General features: G+C 56.1%; 11 protein-coding genes. All 11 read right to left on the bottom strand.

Annotated elements, in window-relative coordinates:
• Window positions 1-463 precede the first annotated feature (463 nt).
• Complete coding sequence (guaA, locus tag ACNSPV_RS09090; RefSeq protein ID WP_348583665.1) at window positions 464-2,014, bottom strand: glutamine-hydrolyzing GMP synthase; 1,551 nt, start codon at window positions 2,012-2,014, stop codon at window positions 464-466.
• Window positions 2,015-2,116: 102 nt separating this feature from the next.
• The gene (locus tag ACNSPV_RS09085) at window positions 2,117-2,746 is read right to left on the bottom strand and encodes a GyrI-like domain-containing protein (RefSeq protein ID WP_348583666.1); all 630 of its coding nucleotides are present in this window, start codon (window positions 2,744-2,746) and stop codon (window positions 2,117-2,119) included.
• A 266-nt stretch (window positions 2,747-3,012) separates the two neighbouring features.
• Window positions 3,013-4,218, bottom strand: coding sequence for an elongation factor Tu (gene tuf, locus ACNSPV_RS09080; protein ID WP_348583667.1), 1,206 nt, complete (start codon window positions 4,216-4,218; stop codon window positions 3,013-3,015).
• 175 nt (window positions 4,219-4,393) lie between these two features.
• Complete coding sequence (gene fusA, locus ACNSPV_RS09075; RefSeq protein WP_348583668.1) at window positions 4,394-6,520, bottom strand: elongation factor G; 2,127 nt, start codon at window positions 6,518-6,520, stop codon at window positions 4,394-4,396.
• A gap of 24 nt (window positions 6,521-6,544) precedes the next feature.
• Window positions 6,545-7,015, bottom strand: coding sequence for a 30S ribosomal protein S7 (gene rpsG, locus ACNSPV_RS09070; RefSeq protein ID WP_005930552.1), 471 nt, complete (start codon window positions 7,013-7,015; stop codon window positions 6,545-6,547).
• 161 nt (window positions 7,016-7,176) lie between these two features.
• Window positions 7,177-7,605, bottom strand: coding sequence for a 30S ribosomal protein S12 (rpsL, locus tag ACNSPV_RS09065; protein ID WP_005926182.1), 429 nt, complete (start codon window positions 7,603-7,605; stop codon window positions 7,177-7,179).
• A gap of 289 nt (window positions 7,606-7,894) precedes the next feature.
• On the bottom strand, window positions 7,895-11,467 hold the full coding sequence (rpoC, locus tag ACNSPV_RS09060) for a DNA-directed RNA polymerase subunit beta' (RefSeq protein WP_348583669.1): 3,573 nt from the start codon (window positions 11,465-11,467) through the stop codon (window positions 7,895-7,897).
• A 124-nt stretch (window positions 11,468-11,591) separates the two neighbouring features.
• Window positions 11,592-15,434, bottom strand: coding sequence for a DNA-directed RNA polymerase subunit beta (locus ACNSPV_RS09055; protein ID WP_249238528.1), 3,843 nt, complete (start codon window positions 15,432-15,434; stop codon window positions 11,592-11,594).
• 51 nt (window positions 15,435-15,485) lie between these two features.
• Window positions 15,486-15,779, bottom strand: a complete 294-nt coding sequence (locus ACNSPV_RS09050) for a hypothetical protein (RefSeq protein ID WP_348583670.1) — start codon at window positions 15,777-15,779, stop codon at window positions 15,486-15,488.
• A gap of 202 nt (window positions 15,780-15,981) precedes the next feature.
• Window positions 15,982-17,061 carry an RNA polymerase sigma factor RpoD gene (rpoD, locus tag ACNSPV_RS09045; RefSeq protein ID WP_348583671.1) on the bottom strand — a complete coding sequence of 360 codons (1,080 nt, stop codon included), beginning with the start codon at window positions 17,059-17,061 and terminating at the stop codon, window positions 15,982-15,984.
• A 51-nt stretch (window positions 17,062-17,112) separates the two neighbouring features.
• Window positions 17,113-18,888 (bottom strand): DNA primase, encoded by a 1,776-nt coding sequence (gene dnaG, locus ACNSPV_RS09040; protein WP_348583672.1) that lies wholly within the window; start codon window positions 18,886-18,888, stop codon window positions 17,113-17,115.
• Window positions 18,889-18,909: the final 21 nt, after the last annotated feature.

Here is an 18,909-nt window from a genome sequence, read left to right as displayed (position 1 = left end):
ACACCGCACAAAACCCGGAACCCTTTCAAAGTCAAATGACTCAGAGGGCCCCGGGTTTCTTTTGGTTTTATAATAAATACTTTAGTCGAGAAAAGATTCAGACCTCATCCTTGAAAAGAGCTGGAAATACCCCAATAAGCAGCAAGAGCTCGTTTCTCGGCTGGAGGAACTGGCAGGCGTACAGACCGGAAACGATCACTCAAATTTGATGTCACTCGGCCAACTTGAAATAGAATGATGTCACAAGCCACATTTTGATGTCATGATGTCACAAAAGCCCCGGAAAGTTTCGATTTCTCGTTGCTTTCCGGGGCTTTCAAATTATTCTTCGATAATAAACCGTGCTACCAGTTCTCTGTACATCCAGCAAGTGTTTTTGAAGCGGATGATGTCAAAGTGATGTCATTTTTACAAGATTCATCGTTTTTTTAAACGTGGGCACGATATATTTTCTCGTATTTCATTATTCGAGCTCGATCGTCGCCGGCGGTTTGCCGGTGCAATCGTAGAACACGCGGTTCACATACTTGACTTCATTGACGATGCGGCTAGTGACAGTGCCCAGAACGTCCCAAGGCATATTGTAGCTCTCGGCCGTCATAAAGTCGGTGGTGGTCACAGCACGCAGCGCCACAGCGTAATCATAGGTGCGCTCGTCGCCCATGACGCCCACACTGTGCATGTTGGTCAAGGCTGCATAGTACTGGCTGATTTCCTTATCCAGACCAGCCTTTGCGATCTCTTCACGCCAGATGGCATCGGCGTCCTGCACGATAGCCACCTTCTCCGGGGTCACCTCACCGATGATGCGGATGCCAAGACCCGGGCCGGGGAACGGCTGACGGCTGACCAGATATTCGGGCAGGCCCAGCTCACGGCCGGCCTGACGCACTTCATCCTTGAACAGGTTGCGCAGCGGCTCCACCAGCTCCTTGAAGTCCACGGTGTCGGGCAGACCGCCCACGTTGTGGTGGCTCTTGATAACGGTAGACTCGCCGCCCAGACCGCTCTCGACCACGTCAGGGTAGATCGTACCCTGTGCGAGGAAGTCCACCTTGCCGATCTTCTTGGCCTGCTCTTCAAACACACGGATGAACTCTTCACCAATGATCTTACGCTTGCGTTCCGGCTCCGTGACGCCAGCCAGCTTGCTGAAATAGCGCTCGCGGGCATCTACACAGATAAAGTTGATATCAAAGCCATTGGCATTGCCCGGGCCGAAGACCGCGCAGACCTCTTCCTTCTCGTTCTTACGCAGCAGACCGTGGTCCACGAACACACAGGTCAGCTGTTTGCCGATGGCCTTAGCCAGCATAGCTGCCAGAACGGAGGAATCCACGCCGCCGGACAGGGCGCACAGCACCTTGCCATCGCCGATGCTCTCACGCAGGGCCTTGACATTGTTCTCCACAAAGGAATCCATCTTCCAGTCGCCGGTGCAACCGCAGACGTTGTACACGAAGTTGCGCAGCATCTTTTTGCCTTCCGCAGTGTGCAGCACTTCCGGGTGGAACTGAACTGCGTACAGGCCCTTTTCCTCGTTCTCTGCCGCAGCTACGGGGCAGTTGACCGTGTGGGCTGTGATCTTAAAGCCCGGGGCCGCCTGCTCAATGTAGTCGTTGTGGCTCATCCAGCAGATGGTGGACGGCTGTACATCCGTGAACATTTTACTGTTATTGTCCACGAACACCTCCGTCTTGCCGTACTCACGCTCCGGTGCACGGCAAACATGACCGCCCAGCAGATGCATCATCAGCTGGCTGCCATAACAGATACCCAGCACAGGCACACCCCATGTAAAGATCTCCGGGTCGATCGTGGGAGAATCCTCCAAATAAACGCTGTTGGGGCCACCGGTGAAGATGATGCCCTTGGGGTTCTTTGCCTTGATGACCGACAGATCGGTTTTATAGGAATAGATCTCACAGTAGACATTGTTCTCGCGGACACGGCGCGCGATCAGCTGATTGTACTGGCCGCCAAAATCCAGCACGATAACAGTTTCATGCTGCATGATATTCTCTCCTCCCTTATCCATTCAATGTGTTTCTACAGGTAACTTTAGTATAGCACATCTGCCAAATAAAAGCGACATCATTTGTGAATTTTCCTGTATTTATTTTTTCACCGGATGCCGCAACACCGTTTTCAGTGTCCCCGGTGCAGCACGGCGAGGATCGCTCAGATAAATTTCGTGGTGGAAGCGTGTCTCTGAAAAATCAAGCCTATACCCCTGCTCTACGGCAAAGGCATCCATCTGCGCCAGCGTTCTCGGTTCTTCATCATAAGGGCCGATATGCAGGCACTGAATACAAAGTCCCTCGTCATAGGTCAGGAATTCCGCCTTGGAAAAATCCTTTTTCTTTTTTGCCGTTGCTTCCTGTACGGCCCAATCAAACGCTTCCGGCGTCACGAATTCTGGCAGTCGGATCATGGATGTCCACTCAAATGTTTCTTTATGTGCATAGTCAACGCCATCCACGCCCTTCTGATGCCACAAGCCCTCCAACGGTGGAACCACATATTCAAAATAGCCGTCCATCTTGTGGCTGCCCTTATAGCTCATTTTGATGGTGAAAGCAATGCCGTACAGCACTCCCATAGCCTCCTGATAGGCTCCACCCGGAGCATTCGGGTCGCCCTTGCCGTGCACTGCCACAAAATTCATACGCGGTATCGTAATCAGATGCGGTTTTTTCGGCGGAAGATAAAATTCCCTGTACTCTTTCTTATAATCAAACGGCATTGTTCTTCACCTCTTCCAGAAGTTCTCGCTGTTTCTTTTTGCTAAATCCCCTCAGCACCAGCCGATAGGACTTTTCCAGCATTTCCTTTTTCAGTATACCAGAACAACCTTGTTTTGTAAACAAAGAGTTGTGACATGCCGAAAAAAAATCCCCTGCCCTTACGGACAGAGGATCCAAAGTAAAAAGAGACCTTCCCACTCTCCGGAATGGGAAGGTCTCTCGTAAGTTTAACCTTTAGCCTCAGGAAAGGCGCGAAGGGTCAAAATCACTCAATGATCTTGCCAACAACGCCAGAACCAACGGTACGGCCACCCTCACGGATAGCGAAACGCAGGCCCTCTTCCATAGCAACAGGGGTCAGCAGCTCAACGTGCATCATGACGTTATCGCCGGGCATGCACATCTCAGTGCCTTCGGGCAGAGTGATGATACCGGTCACGTCGGTGGTACGGAAGTAGAACTGAGGACGATAGTTGGAGAAGAACGGAGTATGACGGCCGCCTTCGTCCTTGGTCAGAACGTACACCTGAGACTCGAAGGTCTTGTGGGGGTGCACGGAACCGGGCTTAGCCAGAACCTGACCACGCTCGATCTGGGTACGATCAACACCACGCAGCAGAGCGCCGATGTTATCGCCAGCCTCAGCGAAGTCCAGAGACTTACGGAACATCTCCAGACCGGTGATGGTGGTGCTCAGACGATCGGGCTTGATGCCGACGATTTCCATAGCATCGCCAACCTTAGCAATACCACGCTCAACACGACCGGTTGCAACGGTACCACGGCCAGAAATGGTCATGACGTCCTCGATGGGCATCAGGAAGGGCTTGTCTTCCTCACGATCGGGGTTGGGGATATAGGTGTCAACAGCGTCCATCAGCTCCTTGATGCAAGCATACTCGGGAGCATTGGGATCGGTGGAGGTAGACTCCAGAGCCTTCAGAGCGGAACCACGAATGATCGGGGTATCGTCGCCCGGGAAGTCGTACTCGCTCAGCAGCTCACGGATCTCCATCTCGACCAGATCCAGCAGCTCTTCGTCGTCGACCATATCGCACTTGTTCATGAACACGACGATATAGGGCACGCCGACCTGACGAGCCAGCAGGATGTGCTCACGGGTCTGGGGCATGGGACCATCGGTAGCAGCAACGACCAGAATAGCGCCGTCCATCTGAGCAGCACCAGTGATCATGTTCTTAACGTAGTCAGCATGGCCCGGGCAGTCAACGTGAGCATAGTGACGAGCCTCGGTCTGATACTCAACGTGAGCGGAGTTGATCGTGATACCACGAGCACGCTCCTCAGGAGCCTTATCGATGTTGGCATAGTCCATGAAGTCTGCGTCGCCCTTCAGAGCCAGGTACTTGGTGATAGCGGCGGTCAGAGTGGTCTTGCCGTGGTCAACGTGACCGATGGTGCCGATGTTCACATGCGGCTTAGAACGGTCGAACTTTGCCTTTTCAGCCATTGGAATATCCTCCCTTAATTTAGGTTTTGATATTTGGTTACAACAACCCTGCAAGATGCAGACATTGCATTGCAAGGCTATTCTACTAAATTTGTCCTGTAAAATCAAGTGCTTTTACAGGAAATTTTGCCGGAGTTACACTACCCCGGCAAAATCTTTATCCATTTTTCAGGAATCAGCCCTTGGTGCGGCCAGCAATGATCTGGTCAGCAATGTTCTTGGGCACCGGCTCGTAGTGAGACGGCTCCATGACATACTGGCCACGACCCTGAGTCTTGGAACGCAGGTCGGTAGCGTAGCCGAACATCTGAGCCAGAGGCACAAATGCATTAACACGCTGAGTACCGGCCATAGCCTCCATGCCCTGGATCTGACCACGGCGTGCATTCAGGTCGCCGATAACATCGCCCAGATACTCATCGGGAACGATAACTGCAACCTTCATGATGGGCTCGGTGATGATCGGATCAGCCTTGCGCATAGCATCCTTGAATGCCATAGAACCAGCAATGGAGAAGGCCATTTCAGAGGAGTCGACCTCATGATAAGAACCATCCCACAGGGTGACCTTGACATCAACGACAGGATAACCAGCCAGAACACCGGACTTCATAGCACCCTGGATACCATTGTCGATAGCCGGGATGTATTCTTTCGGGATGGCACCGCCAACGATGGCGTTGACGAACTCGTAACCCTTGCCGGGCTCGTTGGGCTCGATCTTGATCTTAACATGACCGTACTGGCCCTTACCACCGGACTGACGTGCGTACTTGGTCTCCTGGTTGGCCTCTTTGCGGATGGTCTCACGGTAAGCAACCTGGGGTGCACCCACATTTGCTTCAACCTTGAACTCACGCAGCAGACGGTCAACGATGATCTCCAGATGCAGCTCGCCCATACCAGCGATAATGGTCTGACCGGTCTCTTCGTCGGTGTAGGTCTTGAAGGTCGGATCCTCTTCGGCCAGCTTTGCCAGCGCGATGCCCATCTTCTCGTTGCCGGCCTTGGTCTTAGGCTCGATGGCAACGCGGATAACAGGCTCGGGGAACTTCATGGACTCCAGAATGATGGGATGATTCTCATCACACAGAGTGTCACCGGTGGTGGTGTTCTTCAGACCGACAACAGCAGCGATATCACCTGCATAGCAGCAGTCGATATCCTTGCGGTGGTTAGAATGCATCTGCAGGATGCGGCCCATACGCTCCTTGCTGTCCTTCACGGAGTTGTAGACAGTGGTACCTGCCTCAACCTTACCGGAGTAAACACGGAAGTATGCCAGCTTACCAACGAACGGGTCGGTAGCGATCTTGAAGGCCAGAGCTGCGAAGGGAGCGTCGTCGGAAGACGGACGGGTCTCCTGCTCTTCGGTCTCAGGATTCACACCCTTGATGTCCTCGACATCGGTAGGTGCGGGCATATAGTCAACGATAGCGTCCAGCAGCTTCTGCACGCCGCGGTTCTTGTAGGAAGAGCCACAGGTCACAGGCACCAGAGTGTTGGCGATGGTCTCCTTGCGGATCGCAGCCTTCAGCTCGGCACGGGTGATTTCCTCGCCCTCGAGGTACTTCTCCATCAACTCTTCGTCGTTCTCGGCAACAGCCTCGACCAGAATGTTGTGGTACTCCTCGGCCTGCTCACGCATATCCTCGGGGATGGGCTCAGTGCGCATGTCGTTGCCCATGTCGTCGTAGTAGACCTCAGCGTTCATATCGACCAGGTCAACGATACCGCGGAAGGTATCCTCCTGACCGATGGGCAGCTGGATTGCCACGCCGTTTGCGTGCAGACGATCGTGCAGCATCTTGATGCAGCGGAAGAAGTCAGCACCCATGGTATCCATCTTGTTGACGTACACCATGCGGGGGACCTTGTACTCGTCAGCCTGACGCCAGACGGTCTCAGACTGAGGCTCGACACCGCCCTTAGCAGCCAGAACGGTCACAGAACCGTCCAGCACGCGCAGGGAACGCTGGACCTCAACAGTGAAGTCCACGTGGCCCGGAGTGTCGATGATGTTGATGCGGTGACGGTTCTTCTTGAATGCGACCGGATCCTTCTGGGTCTCAGAGTGGCTCCAGTAGCAGGTGGTAGCAGCGGAAGTGATGGTGATACCACGCTCCTGCTCCTGAACCATCCAGTCCATGGTAGCGCCGCCATCATGAACTTCGCCGATCTTATGATTGATGCCGGTGTAGTACAGAATACGCTCGGTAGTCGTAGTCTTACCAGCATCGATATGGGCCATAATGCCGATATTTCTCGTCATCTGAAGAGAAACTTCTCTGGGTGTAGCCATGAAATTAACCTCCTACAGAACAGATCAATAACGGAAATGAGCGAAAGCCTTGTTAGCTTCTGCCATCTTGTGAGTATCCTCACGCTTCTTCACGGCGTTACCAGTGTTGTTGGCAGCATCCATGATTTCAGCAGCCAGACGCTGAGCCATGGTCTTCTCACCACGGCTGCGGCTGTAGGCAGTCAGCCAGCGCAGACCCAGAGTCTCGCGGCGAGCCGGGCTGACTTCCAGAGGAACCTGGTAGTTAGCACCGCCAACGCGGCGGGTCTTGCACTCGAGGCTGGGCATGATGTTCTCCATCGCCTTCTCGAAAGTCTCCAGAGGATCGTTGCCGGTCTTCTCCTGAATCATGGAGAAAGCCTCGTAAACGATCTTCTGAGCGACGCCCTTCTTGCCATCCAGCATAACGCTGTTGACCAGACGAGTGACCATCTTGGAATTGTAAATAGGATCAGCTAAGACATCGCGCTTAGCAATGTTACCTCTTCTAGGCATCTTTCTTCCCTCCTTCACAGAATGATATCATCGGTACTCGAAAGTAATAAAACTCCCGTTGTGTCACAAAGAGCTGACCTTTACATAAACTGTTGCCCTCCGCTTTATCAGCGGACTTGTTATTTATATAATGGAAAGCCGTTTATGGCGGTTGTCCTCAATTACTTCTTTGCAGCACCGGCCTTAGGACGCTTTGCGCCGTACTTGGAGCGGGCCTGATTACGGCCTGCCACACCCTGAGTATCCAGGGTACCACGGATGATGTGGTAACGCACACCGGGCAGGTCCTTAACACGACCGCCACGGATCAGCACGACGGAGTGCTCCTGCAGGTTATGGCCGATACCGGGAATGTAAGAGGTGACCTCGATACCATTCGTGAGGCGGACACGAGCAACCTTACGCAGAGCAGAGTTAGGCTTCTTGGGGGTCATGGTACGAACAGCGGTGCACACGCCACGCTTCTGGGGGCTGCTCAGATCAGAATACTGCTTCTTCTGAGAGTTGTAGGTCTTCTGCAGGGCGGGAGCGGTGCTCTTGGTAGTCAGAACCTCACGGCCTTTGCGTACAAGCTGGTTAAAAGTAGGCATTTTGTTTCTCCTTTCTTAATGATGAGCATCGGACTTTTTCCGACTTTTTTGCCGCACTATCCCCATGAGGGACGCGCAACAGTTATATAATACTCGCTTTACAGGCGGATGTCAACAGTTTTTGCAAAGTTTTTTTCGTTTATTCCAGTTTTTTTCTTTTCGTGTTTTTTCGAGGCAAAACGCTGTTATTTTCTCCCCTGCTTCTCTGTTTTGGACATACAAAAGACCGTTCTGCAGGCGGCTGCCCACAGAACGGTCTGTGCTTTATACTTTCAGGAAGGAGCTTTGCTTACTGTGCAGCAGCTGCCTGTTCGGCAGCGACCTCAGCGTCGCGCTCAGCCTCACGATTCTTCAGATCCTCACGGACTTCCGGCAGACCGGTACCTGCGGGGATCAGCTTACCGATAATGACGTTCTCCTTCAGGCCGGCCAGCGGATCGACCTTGCCCTTGATGGCAGCTTCCGTCAGCACGCGGGTGGTCTCCTGGAAGGATGCGGCAGACAGGAAGGAGTCGTTGGCCAGTGCAGCCTTGGTGATGCCCAGCAGCACCTGCTGATACTCGACCAGCTTCAGGCCCTCTTCACCAGCATCGATGCGCTGCTGCAGATCGGCGTTGATGTTCTCCACTTCCAGACGGCTTGCCAGAGCACCGCCGATCAGGTTGGAAGAACCGGAATCGGTCACACGCACCTTGCGGCACATCTGACGGACGATGACCTCGATATGCTTATCGTTGATTTCCACGCCCTGCAGACGGTAAACCTTCTGGACCTCGTTGATCAGGTAGTTCTGGACATCCTCCAGACCCTTGATCGCCAGAATATCCTGCGGATACAGAACACCTTCACGGGTGATGATGTCGCCCTTCTCCACACGGTCGCCCGGCATCACGCGGGAATGCTGGGTGAACGGGATGGAGTAGCTCTTCACGACCTCAGCACCGGTCTCGTCCTTGCCGGTCACCTTGATGACGACATTCTTCTTGGTATCATCCTGAGAAACGACACCGGAGATCTCGCTCATGATGGCCATGCTCTTGGGACGACGGCTCTCGAACAGCTCCTCGACACGGGGAAGACCCTGTGTGATATCTTCAGCAGATGCGATACCGCCGGTATGGAAGGTACGCATGGTCAGCTGGGTACCGGGCTCACCGATGGACTCTGCGGCGATAACACCGACAGACTCACCCAGACGGACCGGCTCACCGTTTGCCATATCGGAACCATAGCAGCGTGCGCAGACACCGGTCTTTGCACGGCAGGTCAGCAGGCTGCGGATCTTCAGCTTGGTGATGCCGGCTGCCTCGATCTCGTTTGCATCGTACAGGTCGATCATCTTGCCTTCCGGCACGATCACCTTGCCGGTGACGGGGTTGACCACATCGCCCACAGCAAAGCGGCCGATCAGACGCTCACGGAAGCTCTCGATCTTCTCCTTGCCCTCGTGGATCTCGGAGACCCACAGGCCGTCGGTGGTGCCGCAGTCGATCTCGCGGACGATGACATCCTGAGAGACATCGACCATGCGGCGGGTCAGGTAGCCGGAGTCAGCGGTACGCAGAGCGGTATCTGCCAGACCCTTACGGGCGCCACGGGCAGAAACGAAATATTCCAGAATATTCAGACCTTCACGGTAGTTGGCGCGAATGGGCATCTCGATGGTGTGACCAGCGGTATTTGCCAGCAGGCCGCGCATGCCGGCCAGCTGCTTGATCTGGTTCATAGAACCACGAGCACCGGAGTCTGCCATCATATAGATCTCGTTGTCCTTGGGCAGGTTGTCTGCCAGAGCCTTGGAGACCTTATCAGTGGTAGCCTGCCAGATGGAGATGGTCTGGTTGTAACGCTCGTTGTCGGAGATCAGGCCGCGGTTGAACAGCTTGCCGACCTTGGCGATCTGTTGATCAGCCTCGGCGATCAGCTCCTGCTTCTGCGGCGGGATCACAGCGTCGCACACAGCGACGGAGATTGCAGACAGAGTGGAGTACTTGTAGCCCTGCGCCTTGATGGCGTCCAGCATCTTTGCACACTTGCGGGTGCCGTTGCGGGTCATGCAGCGGGAAATGATGTCGGGCAGGGTCTTCTTGGTCACACGGAAGCTGACCTCGTACTCCAGCCAGTGCTCGGGATCGGTACGGTCGATATAGCCCAGATTCTGAGGAACAGGGTTATTGAAGATGATGCGGCCAACGGTAGCATCCACCAGACCGGTGCGCTCCACGCCATCGATCACCATGGTGCGGCGCACCTTGATGGGTGCGTGCAGGGTGACGATGTGCTCTGCATAAGCCATCAGAGCCTCGTTCTCATCGCGGAACACCTTGCCTGCGCCCTCATCGTTTTCACGAACGGTGGTCAGGTAGTAGCTGCCCAGGATCATATCCTGTGTAGGCACGGTAACAGGTGCGCCGTCAGAAGGCTTCAGCAGGTTGCCGGAAGCCAGCATCAGCATCTTGGCCTCACGGCAGGCATCCTCGCCCAGAGGCAGATGCACTGCCATCTGGTCACCGTCGAAGTCGGCGTTGAATGCGGTACATGCCAGCGGGTGCAGCTTGATGGCACGGCCCTCCACCAGCACCGGGTTGAAGGCCTGAATGCCCAGACGGTGCAGGGTAGGTGCACGGTTCAGCAGAACGGGATGACCCTTGATCACGGTCTCCAGGCTGTCCCAAACCTCAGGCTTTGCGCGCTCCACCATCTTGCGGGCGGACTTGATGTTGTTGGCGATGCCCTTCTCCACCAGATCCTTCATGACAAAGGGCTTGAACAGCTCCAGAGCCATCTCCTTGGGCAGACCGCACTGATCCATCTTCAGCTCAGGGCCGACGACGATAACGGAACGGCCGGAGTAGTCAACACGCTTGCCCAGCAGGTTCTGACGGAAGCGGCCCTGCTTGCCCTTCAGCAGGTCGGACAGGCTCTTCAGAGCACGGTTGTTGGGACCGGTGACGGGACGGCCGCGGCGGCCGTTGTCGATCAGGCTGTCCACTGCTTCCTGCAGCATGCGCTTCTCGTTGCGCACGATGATGTCGGGAGCACCCAGCTCCAGCAGACGGCGCAGACGGTTGTTGCGGTTGATGACGCGGCGGTACAGGTCATTCAGGTCGGAGGTGGCGAAGCGGCCGCCATCCAGCTGGACCATGGGGCGCAGGTCAGGCGGCAGAACAGGCAGTACATCCATGACCATCCACTCGGGACGGTTGCCGGAAATGCGGAATGCCTCCACGACCTCCAGACGCTTGAGGATACGCACGCGCTTCTGACCGGAGGACTTTTCCACCTCAGCGGTCAGCTCTGCGCTCAGCTGATCCAGATCGATCTCCTTCAGCAGATCCTGAATAGCCTCGGCACCCATAGCAGCCTCGAACTCATCACCGTAGTGGTCGCGCATTTCGCGGTACTCGCTCTCGGTGAGCAGCTGCTTCTTTTCCAGACGGGTAGCGCCCGGATCGGTGACGATATAGCTTGCAAAGTACAGGACCTTCTCCAGCAGGCGGGGGCTGATGTCCAGCATCAGGCCGATGCGGCTGGGGATGCCCTTGAAGTACCAGATATGGCTCACGGGAGCGGCCAGCTCGATGTGGCCCATGCGCTCACGGCGGACCTTGGCCTTGGTGACCTCAACGCCGCAGCGGTCGCAGATCTTGCCCTTGTAGCGGATACGCTTATACTTGCCGCAGTGGCACTCCCAGTCCTTGGTAGGTCCAAAAATGCGCTCGCAGTACAGGCCGTCGCGCTCCGGCTTCAGGGTACGGTAGTTGATGGTTTCAGGCTTTTTGACCTCGCCGTAGCTCCAGTTGCGGATCTGCTCCGGGGAGGCAAGGCCGATTTTGATCGAATCGAAAACGTTGTTTTCCATGAAACGAACCCTTCCTTAATCTCTTGTTGTCTCGATGATACAGGCGGCTTTCTTATTCAGAGCACAAGTCTCTCCCCTGCCGCAGCACGCGGTCAGGGGCAGCAGACCTGTGTTTTTGTTCTGATCAGAAATCTACTTCGTCGGAAGAAGCGGGAGCCTCGCTGCCAGAGTTATCGTCCTCCAGCACGGAAGGATCATCGAAGCCAGCATCGGCGTCCTTAATATTGTAATCGTTGAGCAGTTCGCTCTCCTGCACGACGTTCTCAGTGCCAGCCACATCACGCATGTCAAAGCCGGTCTCTTCATCGTCGAAGTTCTGGCGCATGTCGATCTCGTTGCCTTCCTTATCCTGCACGACAACGTCCATACCCAGAGACTGCAGTTCCTTGAGCATAACACGGAAGGACTCGGGGATGCCGGGCTGCGGGATGGGCTCGCCCTTGACGATGGCCTCGTAGGTCTTGACACGGCCCTCCACGTCGTCGGACTTGACGGTCAGGATCTCCTGCAGGGTGTATGCAGCGCCGTAAGCTTCCAGTGCCCAGACTTCCATCTCGCCGAAGCGCTGGCCGCCGAACTGGGCCTTGCCGCCCAGAGGCTGCTGAGTGACCAGAGAGTAGGGGCCGGTGGAACGTGCATGGATCTTATCATCGACCAGGTGATGCAGCTTCAGGTAGTACATATAACCGACGGTAACGCGGTTATCGAACTTCTCACCGGTGCGGCCGTCATAAACGGTGGTCTTGCCATCGCGGTCCAGCTCGATCTTGGAGAAGTCGATGATGTGGCCCTTCTCGCCCATGATCTTGGGGAGCTTGGTGGGATATGCAGGAGCATTCTCACCGTGCCACATCTCGCGGGCGGTATCAAAGGTATCGCCGATGTCGTTCTCACGAGCGGAATCGAAGACGGGAGTCATGACCTTGATGCCGCATGCCTTGGCAGCGTAGCCCAGGTTGACTTCCAGCACCTGACCGATGTTCATACGGGAAGGCACGCCCAGGGGGTTCAGCACGATGTCCAGCGGGGTGCCATCGGGCAGGTAGGGCATGTCCTCCTGCGGCAGAATACGGGAAACGACACCCTTGTTGCCGTGACGGCCTGCCATCTTATCGCCGACGCTGATCTTGCGCTTCTGGGCGATATAGCAGCGGACGACCTCGCGCACGCCGGGCTGCAGCTCGTCGCTGTTCTCCGGGGTGAACACCTTGACGTCCACGATGATGCCATATGCGCCGTGGGGCACACGCAGAGAGGTATCGCGCACTTCGCGGGCCTTCTCGCCGAAGATGGCGCGCAGCAGGCGCTCCTCAGCGGTCAGCTCGGTCTCGCCCTTCGGGGTGACCTTACCAACCAGAATGTCGCCGCTCTTGACCTCGGCACCGATGCGGATGATACCGCGCTCGTCCAGATCCTTCAGCGCATCCTCAGAGACGTTGGGGATATCACGGGTGATCTCCTCAGGTCCCAGCTTGGTGTCGCGGCTCTCGGTCTCGTACTCTTCAATATGAATGGAGGTGTACACGTCCTCGCGCACGATCTTCTCGTTCAGCAGAACGGCGTCCTCGTAGTTGTAGCCTTCCCAAGTCATGAAGCCGATCAGAGCGTTCTTGCCCAGAGAGATCTCGCCGTTGCGCATTGCAGGGCCGTCGGCCAGCACCTGACCGGCCTTGACGCTCTCGCCGACCTCGACGATGGGACGCTGATTGATGCAGGTGCCTGCATTGGAGCGTGCGAACTTGATTAGAGGATAGTCCTCCAGCTCGCCCTTGTTGTTGCGCACAACAACATGGTCGGCATCCATCTTCTCAACGATACCGTCGTTCTTTGCCAGAACAGCAGTGCCGGAGTCGGTAGCTGCCTTGTATTCCATACCGGTAGCAACGATGGGCTGCTGGGTGACCATCAGAGGCACTGCCTGACGCTGCATGTTGGAGCCCATCAGAGCACGGTTACAGTCATCGTTCTCCAGGAAGGGGATACATGCGGTAGCAACAGAGACCATCATTCGCGGAGAAACGTCCATGTAATCGACCTTCTCTGCGTCGATTTCCAGGATCTCATCGCGGCGGCGGGCAGAAACGCGGGGACGCACGAAGTGCTTGCCCTCATCCAGCGGCTCGTTGGCCTGTGCCACAACGTACTCGTCCTCAACGTCAGCGGTCATATACTCCACTTCATCGGTGACGACCTGCTCGAGCAGGCGGCCATTCTCGTCGTAGGTCTTTTTGACCTTGCGGTACGGAGCTTCCACGAAGCCATACTCGTTGATCTTTGCGTAGGATGCCAGATAGGAGATCAGACCGATGTTGGGGCCTTCAGGGGTCTCGATGGGGCACATACGGCCGTAGTGGCTGTAGTGAACGTCGCGGACCTCGAAACCTGCGCGGTCACGGCTCAGACCGCCGGGGCCCAGAGCAGACAGACGGCGCTTGTGGGTCAGCTCAGCCAGCGGGTTGTTCTGATCCATGAACTGGGACAGCGGAGAAGAACCGAAGAACTCCTTGATGGCTGCCACCACCGGACGGATGTTGATGAGGGCCTGCGGAGTGATCACGCTCTGATCCTGACTCTGCAGGGTCATGCGCTCACGGATGACGCGCTCCATGCGGGAGAAGCCGATGCGGAACTGGTTCTGCAGCAGCTCACCCACGCTGCGGATGCGGCGGTTGCCCAGATGGTCGATATCATCGGTGGTGCCAATGTTGTGGCCCAGACCGTTCAGGTAGTTGATGGAAGCCAGAATATCGGCGACCGTAACGGTGCGGCCGATCAGCTGGTCGTGGTTGCGGCGCAGCATCTCCTTCTGCTCTTCCACATCAGAGGTGGTGTCCAGGATCTTCTTGATCTCGTCAAAGGAGCAGCGCTCGTTGATGCCGCACTCCTTCACGTCAAAGGAGAAGAAGCCCTGTGCATCCACACAGCCATTGGTGATGACCTTGATCTTCCGGCTCTCTTCCTTCATGGGATCGTCGAGCTTCAGCTCGACCAGATTCACACCGGCGTTGTCAGCCTTCTCGGCCAGCTCGCGGGTGATTTTGGCACCGGCCTCGATCAGGATCTCGCCGGTGAGCGGAGCAACCACATTCTCAGCAGCCACCTGACCGGTGATGCGGCGGGCCAGAGACAGCTTCTTGTTCATCTTATAACGGCCGAAACGAGACAGGTCGTAGCGGCGCGGGTCGAAGAACAGCATGTTGATCTGGCTGGTAGCGGACTCCACCGTGGGAGGCTCGCCGGGGCGCAGCTTGCGGTAGACTTCCAGCAGGCCCTCTTCCTGATTCTTGGTGGTATCCTTCTCCAGAGTAGCGAGGATGCGCTCATCGTCGCCAAAGAAGTTCAGGATGTCCTCATTGGTGGACAGGCCCAGTGCACGGCACAGCACCGTGACCGGCAGCTTGCGGTTCTTATCGATACGGACATAGAACACATCGGAAGCATCGGTCTCGTACTCCAGCCATGCACCGCGGTTGGGGTTCATGGTTGCGCTGTACAGGTCGTTGCCCACCTTATCCTTGGCATCGCCGTAGAACACGCCGGGAGAGCGGACCAGCTGGCTGACGATAGCACGCTCTGCACCGTTGATCACAAAGGTGCCGGCATCGGTCATCAGCGGGAAATCGCCCATGAAGATCTCCTGATCCTTCACTTCACCGGTTTCCTTGTTCAGCAGACGGGCGGTGACGCGCAGGGGTGCTGCATAGGTCACGTCGCGCTCCTTGCACTCCTTGATGCTGTACTTCGGCTCCTTATCCAGACGGAAGTCCACAAAGCTCAGTGCCAGATTGCCGGTGTAGTCCTCAATGGTGCCGATATCGTGGAAGACCTCTTTCAGGCCCTCGTCCAGGAACCACTGATAAGAGTTCTTCTGGACCTCGATCAGGTTCGGCATACTGATGACTTCGTCGATGTGGGAGAAGCTCATGCGCTCGGTTTTGCCGAGCTTTACGGGCTTGACTTTCATCATAAAATCAACCACTCCTTACTTTTATACTCTACGGGATGTCGTATACACGGGTCAAATTTGAGCAGACACACATAATTCGACCCGCGTCGAAGGGAGCCTTTCGGCGTTTTTCACAAACTTTCCGGTTCGACCCATCCAGCCGCTGCCTCTGTGTTCCCTTTTTTGGCGCACTAGTCCATTATGTGATACTAATACAGTATAAACTCTAAAAGTCTTGTTGTCAAGCCATTTTTCAGATTTTTGCCAAAATAAATTTATTTTTCTTTCAATTCCGGCACGCCCGGCAGCGTGTTGCTTTTTACCGTTTTGGGTCTTGATTTTTTTATTTTGCACGTTCCTGTTCATAATCCCCTTGTGCAATTTGTCTATCTTTGCTCTTGTGTTTTGGAGTATTACTTCTACAGTCGGATCTGTCCGTTTTCCTTCGCGGCCCTTTATTCGTGAAAAAGCAGCTCAGAAAAGCCCGCAGGCTTTTCTGAGCTGCAAATATAAAAAATAATGTTTCCTCTAATATTGCCAGAGCGCACGCGGCGGCAATTATAACCGTTTACTCATCCAAGTAATCCCGCAGGCGTTTTGCCCTGCTGGGGTGCCGCAGCTTGCGCAGGGCCTTGGCTTCGATCTGCCGCACCCGCTCCCGCGTCACATTGAACTCTTTGCCCAATTCTTCCAGTGTGCGGGCCCGGCCATCCTCCAGCCCGAACCGCAGTGCGATCACCCGCTCTTCCCGGGGCGTCAGGCTCTTGAGCACGCTGAACAGCTCCCGGCGCAGCAGCTGCCGCCCGGCTTCATCCACCGGGACGCCCGCTTCCTCGTCCTGAATAAAATCCTCAAGGTGGGCGTCCTCTTCTTCACCCACCGGTGTTTCCAGGCTGATGGGGTCCTGTGCCAGCTGCAAAAGCTCCCGCACCCGGGCAGGCTCCATATCCAGCCGCACGGCGATCTCCTCCACCGTAGGCTCCCGGCCATTTTTGCGCAGCAGGTCGCCAGCCGTCTTTTTGACCCGGTTGATGCTCTCCACCAGATGCACCGGGATGCGGATCGTTCTCCCCTGATCCGCAATGGCCCGTGTGATGGACTGCCGGATCCACCATGTGGCATAGGTGGAGAACTTGAAGCCCCGTTCCGGCTCAAATTTTTCTGCAGCCTTCATCAGCCCCAGATTGCCCTCCTGGATCAGATCAAGAAACGGCAGTCCCCGCCCGGCGTAGCGTTTTGCCACCGACACCACCAGCCGCAGATTTGCTTCGCTCAGGTGACGGCGGGCATCCTCGTCTCCGGCCTGCGCCGCACGGGCAAGCTCCGTTTCCTGTTCTGCCGTCAGCAGCGGCACCTGGCCGATCTCCTTCAGATAGGTCTTTACCGGGTCATCCAGTGCCACGCCTTCGGCCGAAAGCTCGTGCTCCAGCCTGCCGATCTGCGTTTCGTCCAGTGCAGGCAGCTCGGTTTCTTCTTCGGCCAGATGTACGCCGCGGGTCTCCAATGCAGCATACAGCTCATCCAGCTGTGCCACATCGTAATCCTTCTCGTCCATAGCACGGCTGATCTGTTCCGGCGTCACAGTGTGACGCCGGGCATGAGAGGCCAGCTCCCGGGCCAATTCCTCCGTTTGCGACAATTTCTGCATGATTCCTGCTCCTTTCCGCTCCTGCTCCAGCCGGAGGGAAAAGCAGCGGTCTCATTCTTCTACAGGAACGCTTCCCTGCTTTTTTTCGCGCATCGACTGGAGGTAATCACTCAGTTCCTCATTGGACATATGCGCCGCCTTGCCTGCCACGGGCATCCCCCGGGCAATGCGGTCCAGATACAGCCGGATATCGTCCGGCGTGCAATTCACTTCGCTGTATTGTGCCGCAAAACGGCTCAGCTCATTCAGCGCTTCTTCACTGACATAGGCCCGCAGCGTGGTCAGGTTGATCTCAATGCCTTCCCGGCTGCAGCGAAGCATGGCTTCGTACAGCTCCTTTTGCTGGGGCTGGATGAACTGCTCCGGCAACAGCTCCTTCTCTGCCAGCTTCAGATACTGCGGCTCCCGCAGGATCGCTGCCAGCAGCCGCTGCTGTGCACTTGCGATCCCCAGCGCCTGACTGCCGCCCGCACTGTAGGGCAGCTTGATCTGGTTCATTTCGCCGGACTTGAGCACCTGCTGCCGTTTCTCCCAGCGGCGCCTGTTTCCGGCCTTTTTCACTGCCGTTTCCAGCTGGGTCATAATGGCTGTTTTGGAGATATTGGTCTCCTCTGCCAGACGGCCCGCATACACCTCCTGCTCGGTAGGGTTGGAGCGCTCTGCCAGCATATTCACAGCTTCCTTGACGTATTCCAGCCGCTGCGCATCCTGTGCCAGATCGTACTGGCTGCGCAGGCGGCCCAGCCGGAAATCCAGTGCATTGCCCACACCGTCCAGCAGCGTCTTGAACCGTTCTGCACCGTACTTCTTGATGTACTCGTCCGGGTCTTTTGCCCCGGGGATCTGCAAAACGCCCACTTTCACCGGGCTGTTGCGGAACAGTTCCAGTGAACGCAGAGTCGCCTTCTGGCCGGCCTCGTCGGAATCGTAGCTCAGAATCACCTCATCTGCATATTCGCTGATGAGCCGCACCTGCTCCGGTGTCAGGGCCGTGCCGCAGGCGCACACCGCAGTATCGATCCCCGCCTGATGCATACTGATCACGTCCATGTAGCCCTCACACAGCACGAACCGGCGCACTGCACTGCGCTTTGCGATCTGCAATGCAAATACCGTTTCCGATTTGTGGTACACCAGCGTTTCCGGGCTGTTGACATACTTTGGTTTGGAATCGTCCAGCACCCGCCCACCGAATGCGATGATATTGCCCCGCAGGTCAAAGATGGGGGTCATCACCCGCTTCCAGAACAGGCAGTAGATACGGCCGGACTGGCTGCGCTTGAACAGGCCGCTGGCATCCAGCTCTTGCTGGTTGTAGCCCTTATCCCGCAGGTACAGGTACAGGGCCTGTCCGTCATCGGGTGCATAGCCCAGCCCGAACCGTGCAATAGTCTTATCGTCCAGTCCGCGCCGCCGCCAGTAGGCCCGCGCCTGCCGTGCTTCCTCCACGGTGGAGTTCAGACAGGCATGGAAAAAACGCGCAGCCTCCTTGTTCATGGAAAGGATGCGGCTGCGCATCCGGCCCGTCTTGTCGTCCTCCTGCGGTTCGGGCATTCCGGCCCGCGCCGCCAGCAGCTTGACGGCCTCCGGGTAATCGATGCTGTTGATCTTTCTGACAAAGCTGATGGCATCGCCTGCCGCCTGACAGCCAAAGCAGTAGAAGCTCTGGGTGTCCGGGTAGACATAGAAGGAGGGCGTTTTCTCGCTGTGGAAGGGACACAGACCGCCGTACAGCCGCCCTTTGCGCTTGAGCTGCACATAGCTGCCCACCAGCTCTACAATGTCGGTGCGGCGGGTCAGTTCCTCAATGTATTCGTGTGGGATCATGGATCTTTCAAACAACCTTTC

The organism is Faecalibacterium sp. 3 (assembly GCF_048323735.1).
GTDB classification, from domain to species: Bacteria; Bacillota; Clostridia; order Oscillospirales; family Ruminococcaceae; genus Faecalibacterium; species Faecalibacterium wellingii.
This window is presented reverse-complemented; position numbering and strand designations above follow the sequence as displayed.

Bases quoted from the DNA above. Each gene is read 5' to 3' on its own strand.
- rpoC (WP_348583669.1), bottom strand. From the start codon at position 11,467: ATGGAAAACAACGTTTTCGATTCGATCAAAATCGGCCTTGCCTCCCCG.
- ACNSPV_RS09085 (WP_348583666.1), bottom strand. From the start codon at position 2,746: ATGCCGTTTGATTATAAGAAAGAGTACAGGGAATTTTATCTTCCGCCG.
- dnaG (WP_348583672.1), bottom strand. From the start codon at position 18,888: ATGATCCCACACGAATACATTGAGGAACTGACCCGCCGCACCGACATT.
- rpoD (WP_348583671.1), bottom strand. From the start codon at position 17,061: ATGCAGAAATTGTCGCAAACGGAGGAATTGGCCCGGGAGCTGGCCTCT.
- rpsG (WP_005930552.1), bottom strand. From the start codon at position 7,015: ATGCCTAGAAGAGGTAACATTGCTAAGCGCGATGTCTTAGCTGATCCT.
- ACNSPV_RS09055 (WP_249238528.1), bottom strand. From the start codon at position 15,434: ATGATGAAAGTCAAGCCCGTAAAGCTCGGCAAAACCGAGCGCATGAGC.
- ACNSPV_RS09050 (WP_348583670.1), bottom strand. From the start codon at position 15,779: ATGAACAGGAACGTGCAAAATAAAAAAATCAAGACCCAAAACGGTAAA.
- rpsL (WP_005926182.1), bottom strand. From the start codon at position 7,605: ATGCCTACTTTTAACCAGCTTGTACGCAAAGGCCGTGAGGTTCTGACT.
- fusA (WP_348583668.1), bottom strand. From the start codon at position 6,520: ATGGCTACACCCAGAGAAGTTTCTCTTCAGATGACGAGAAATATCGGC.
- tuf (WP_348583667.1), bottom strand. From the start codon at position 4,218: ATGGCTGAAAAGGCAAAGTTCGACCGTTCTAAGCCGCATGTGAACATC.
- guaA (WP_348583665.1), bottom strand. From the start codon at position 2,014: ATGCAGCATGAAACTGTTATCGTGCTGGATTTTGGCGGCCAGTACAAT.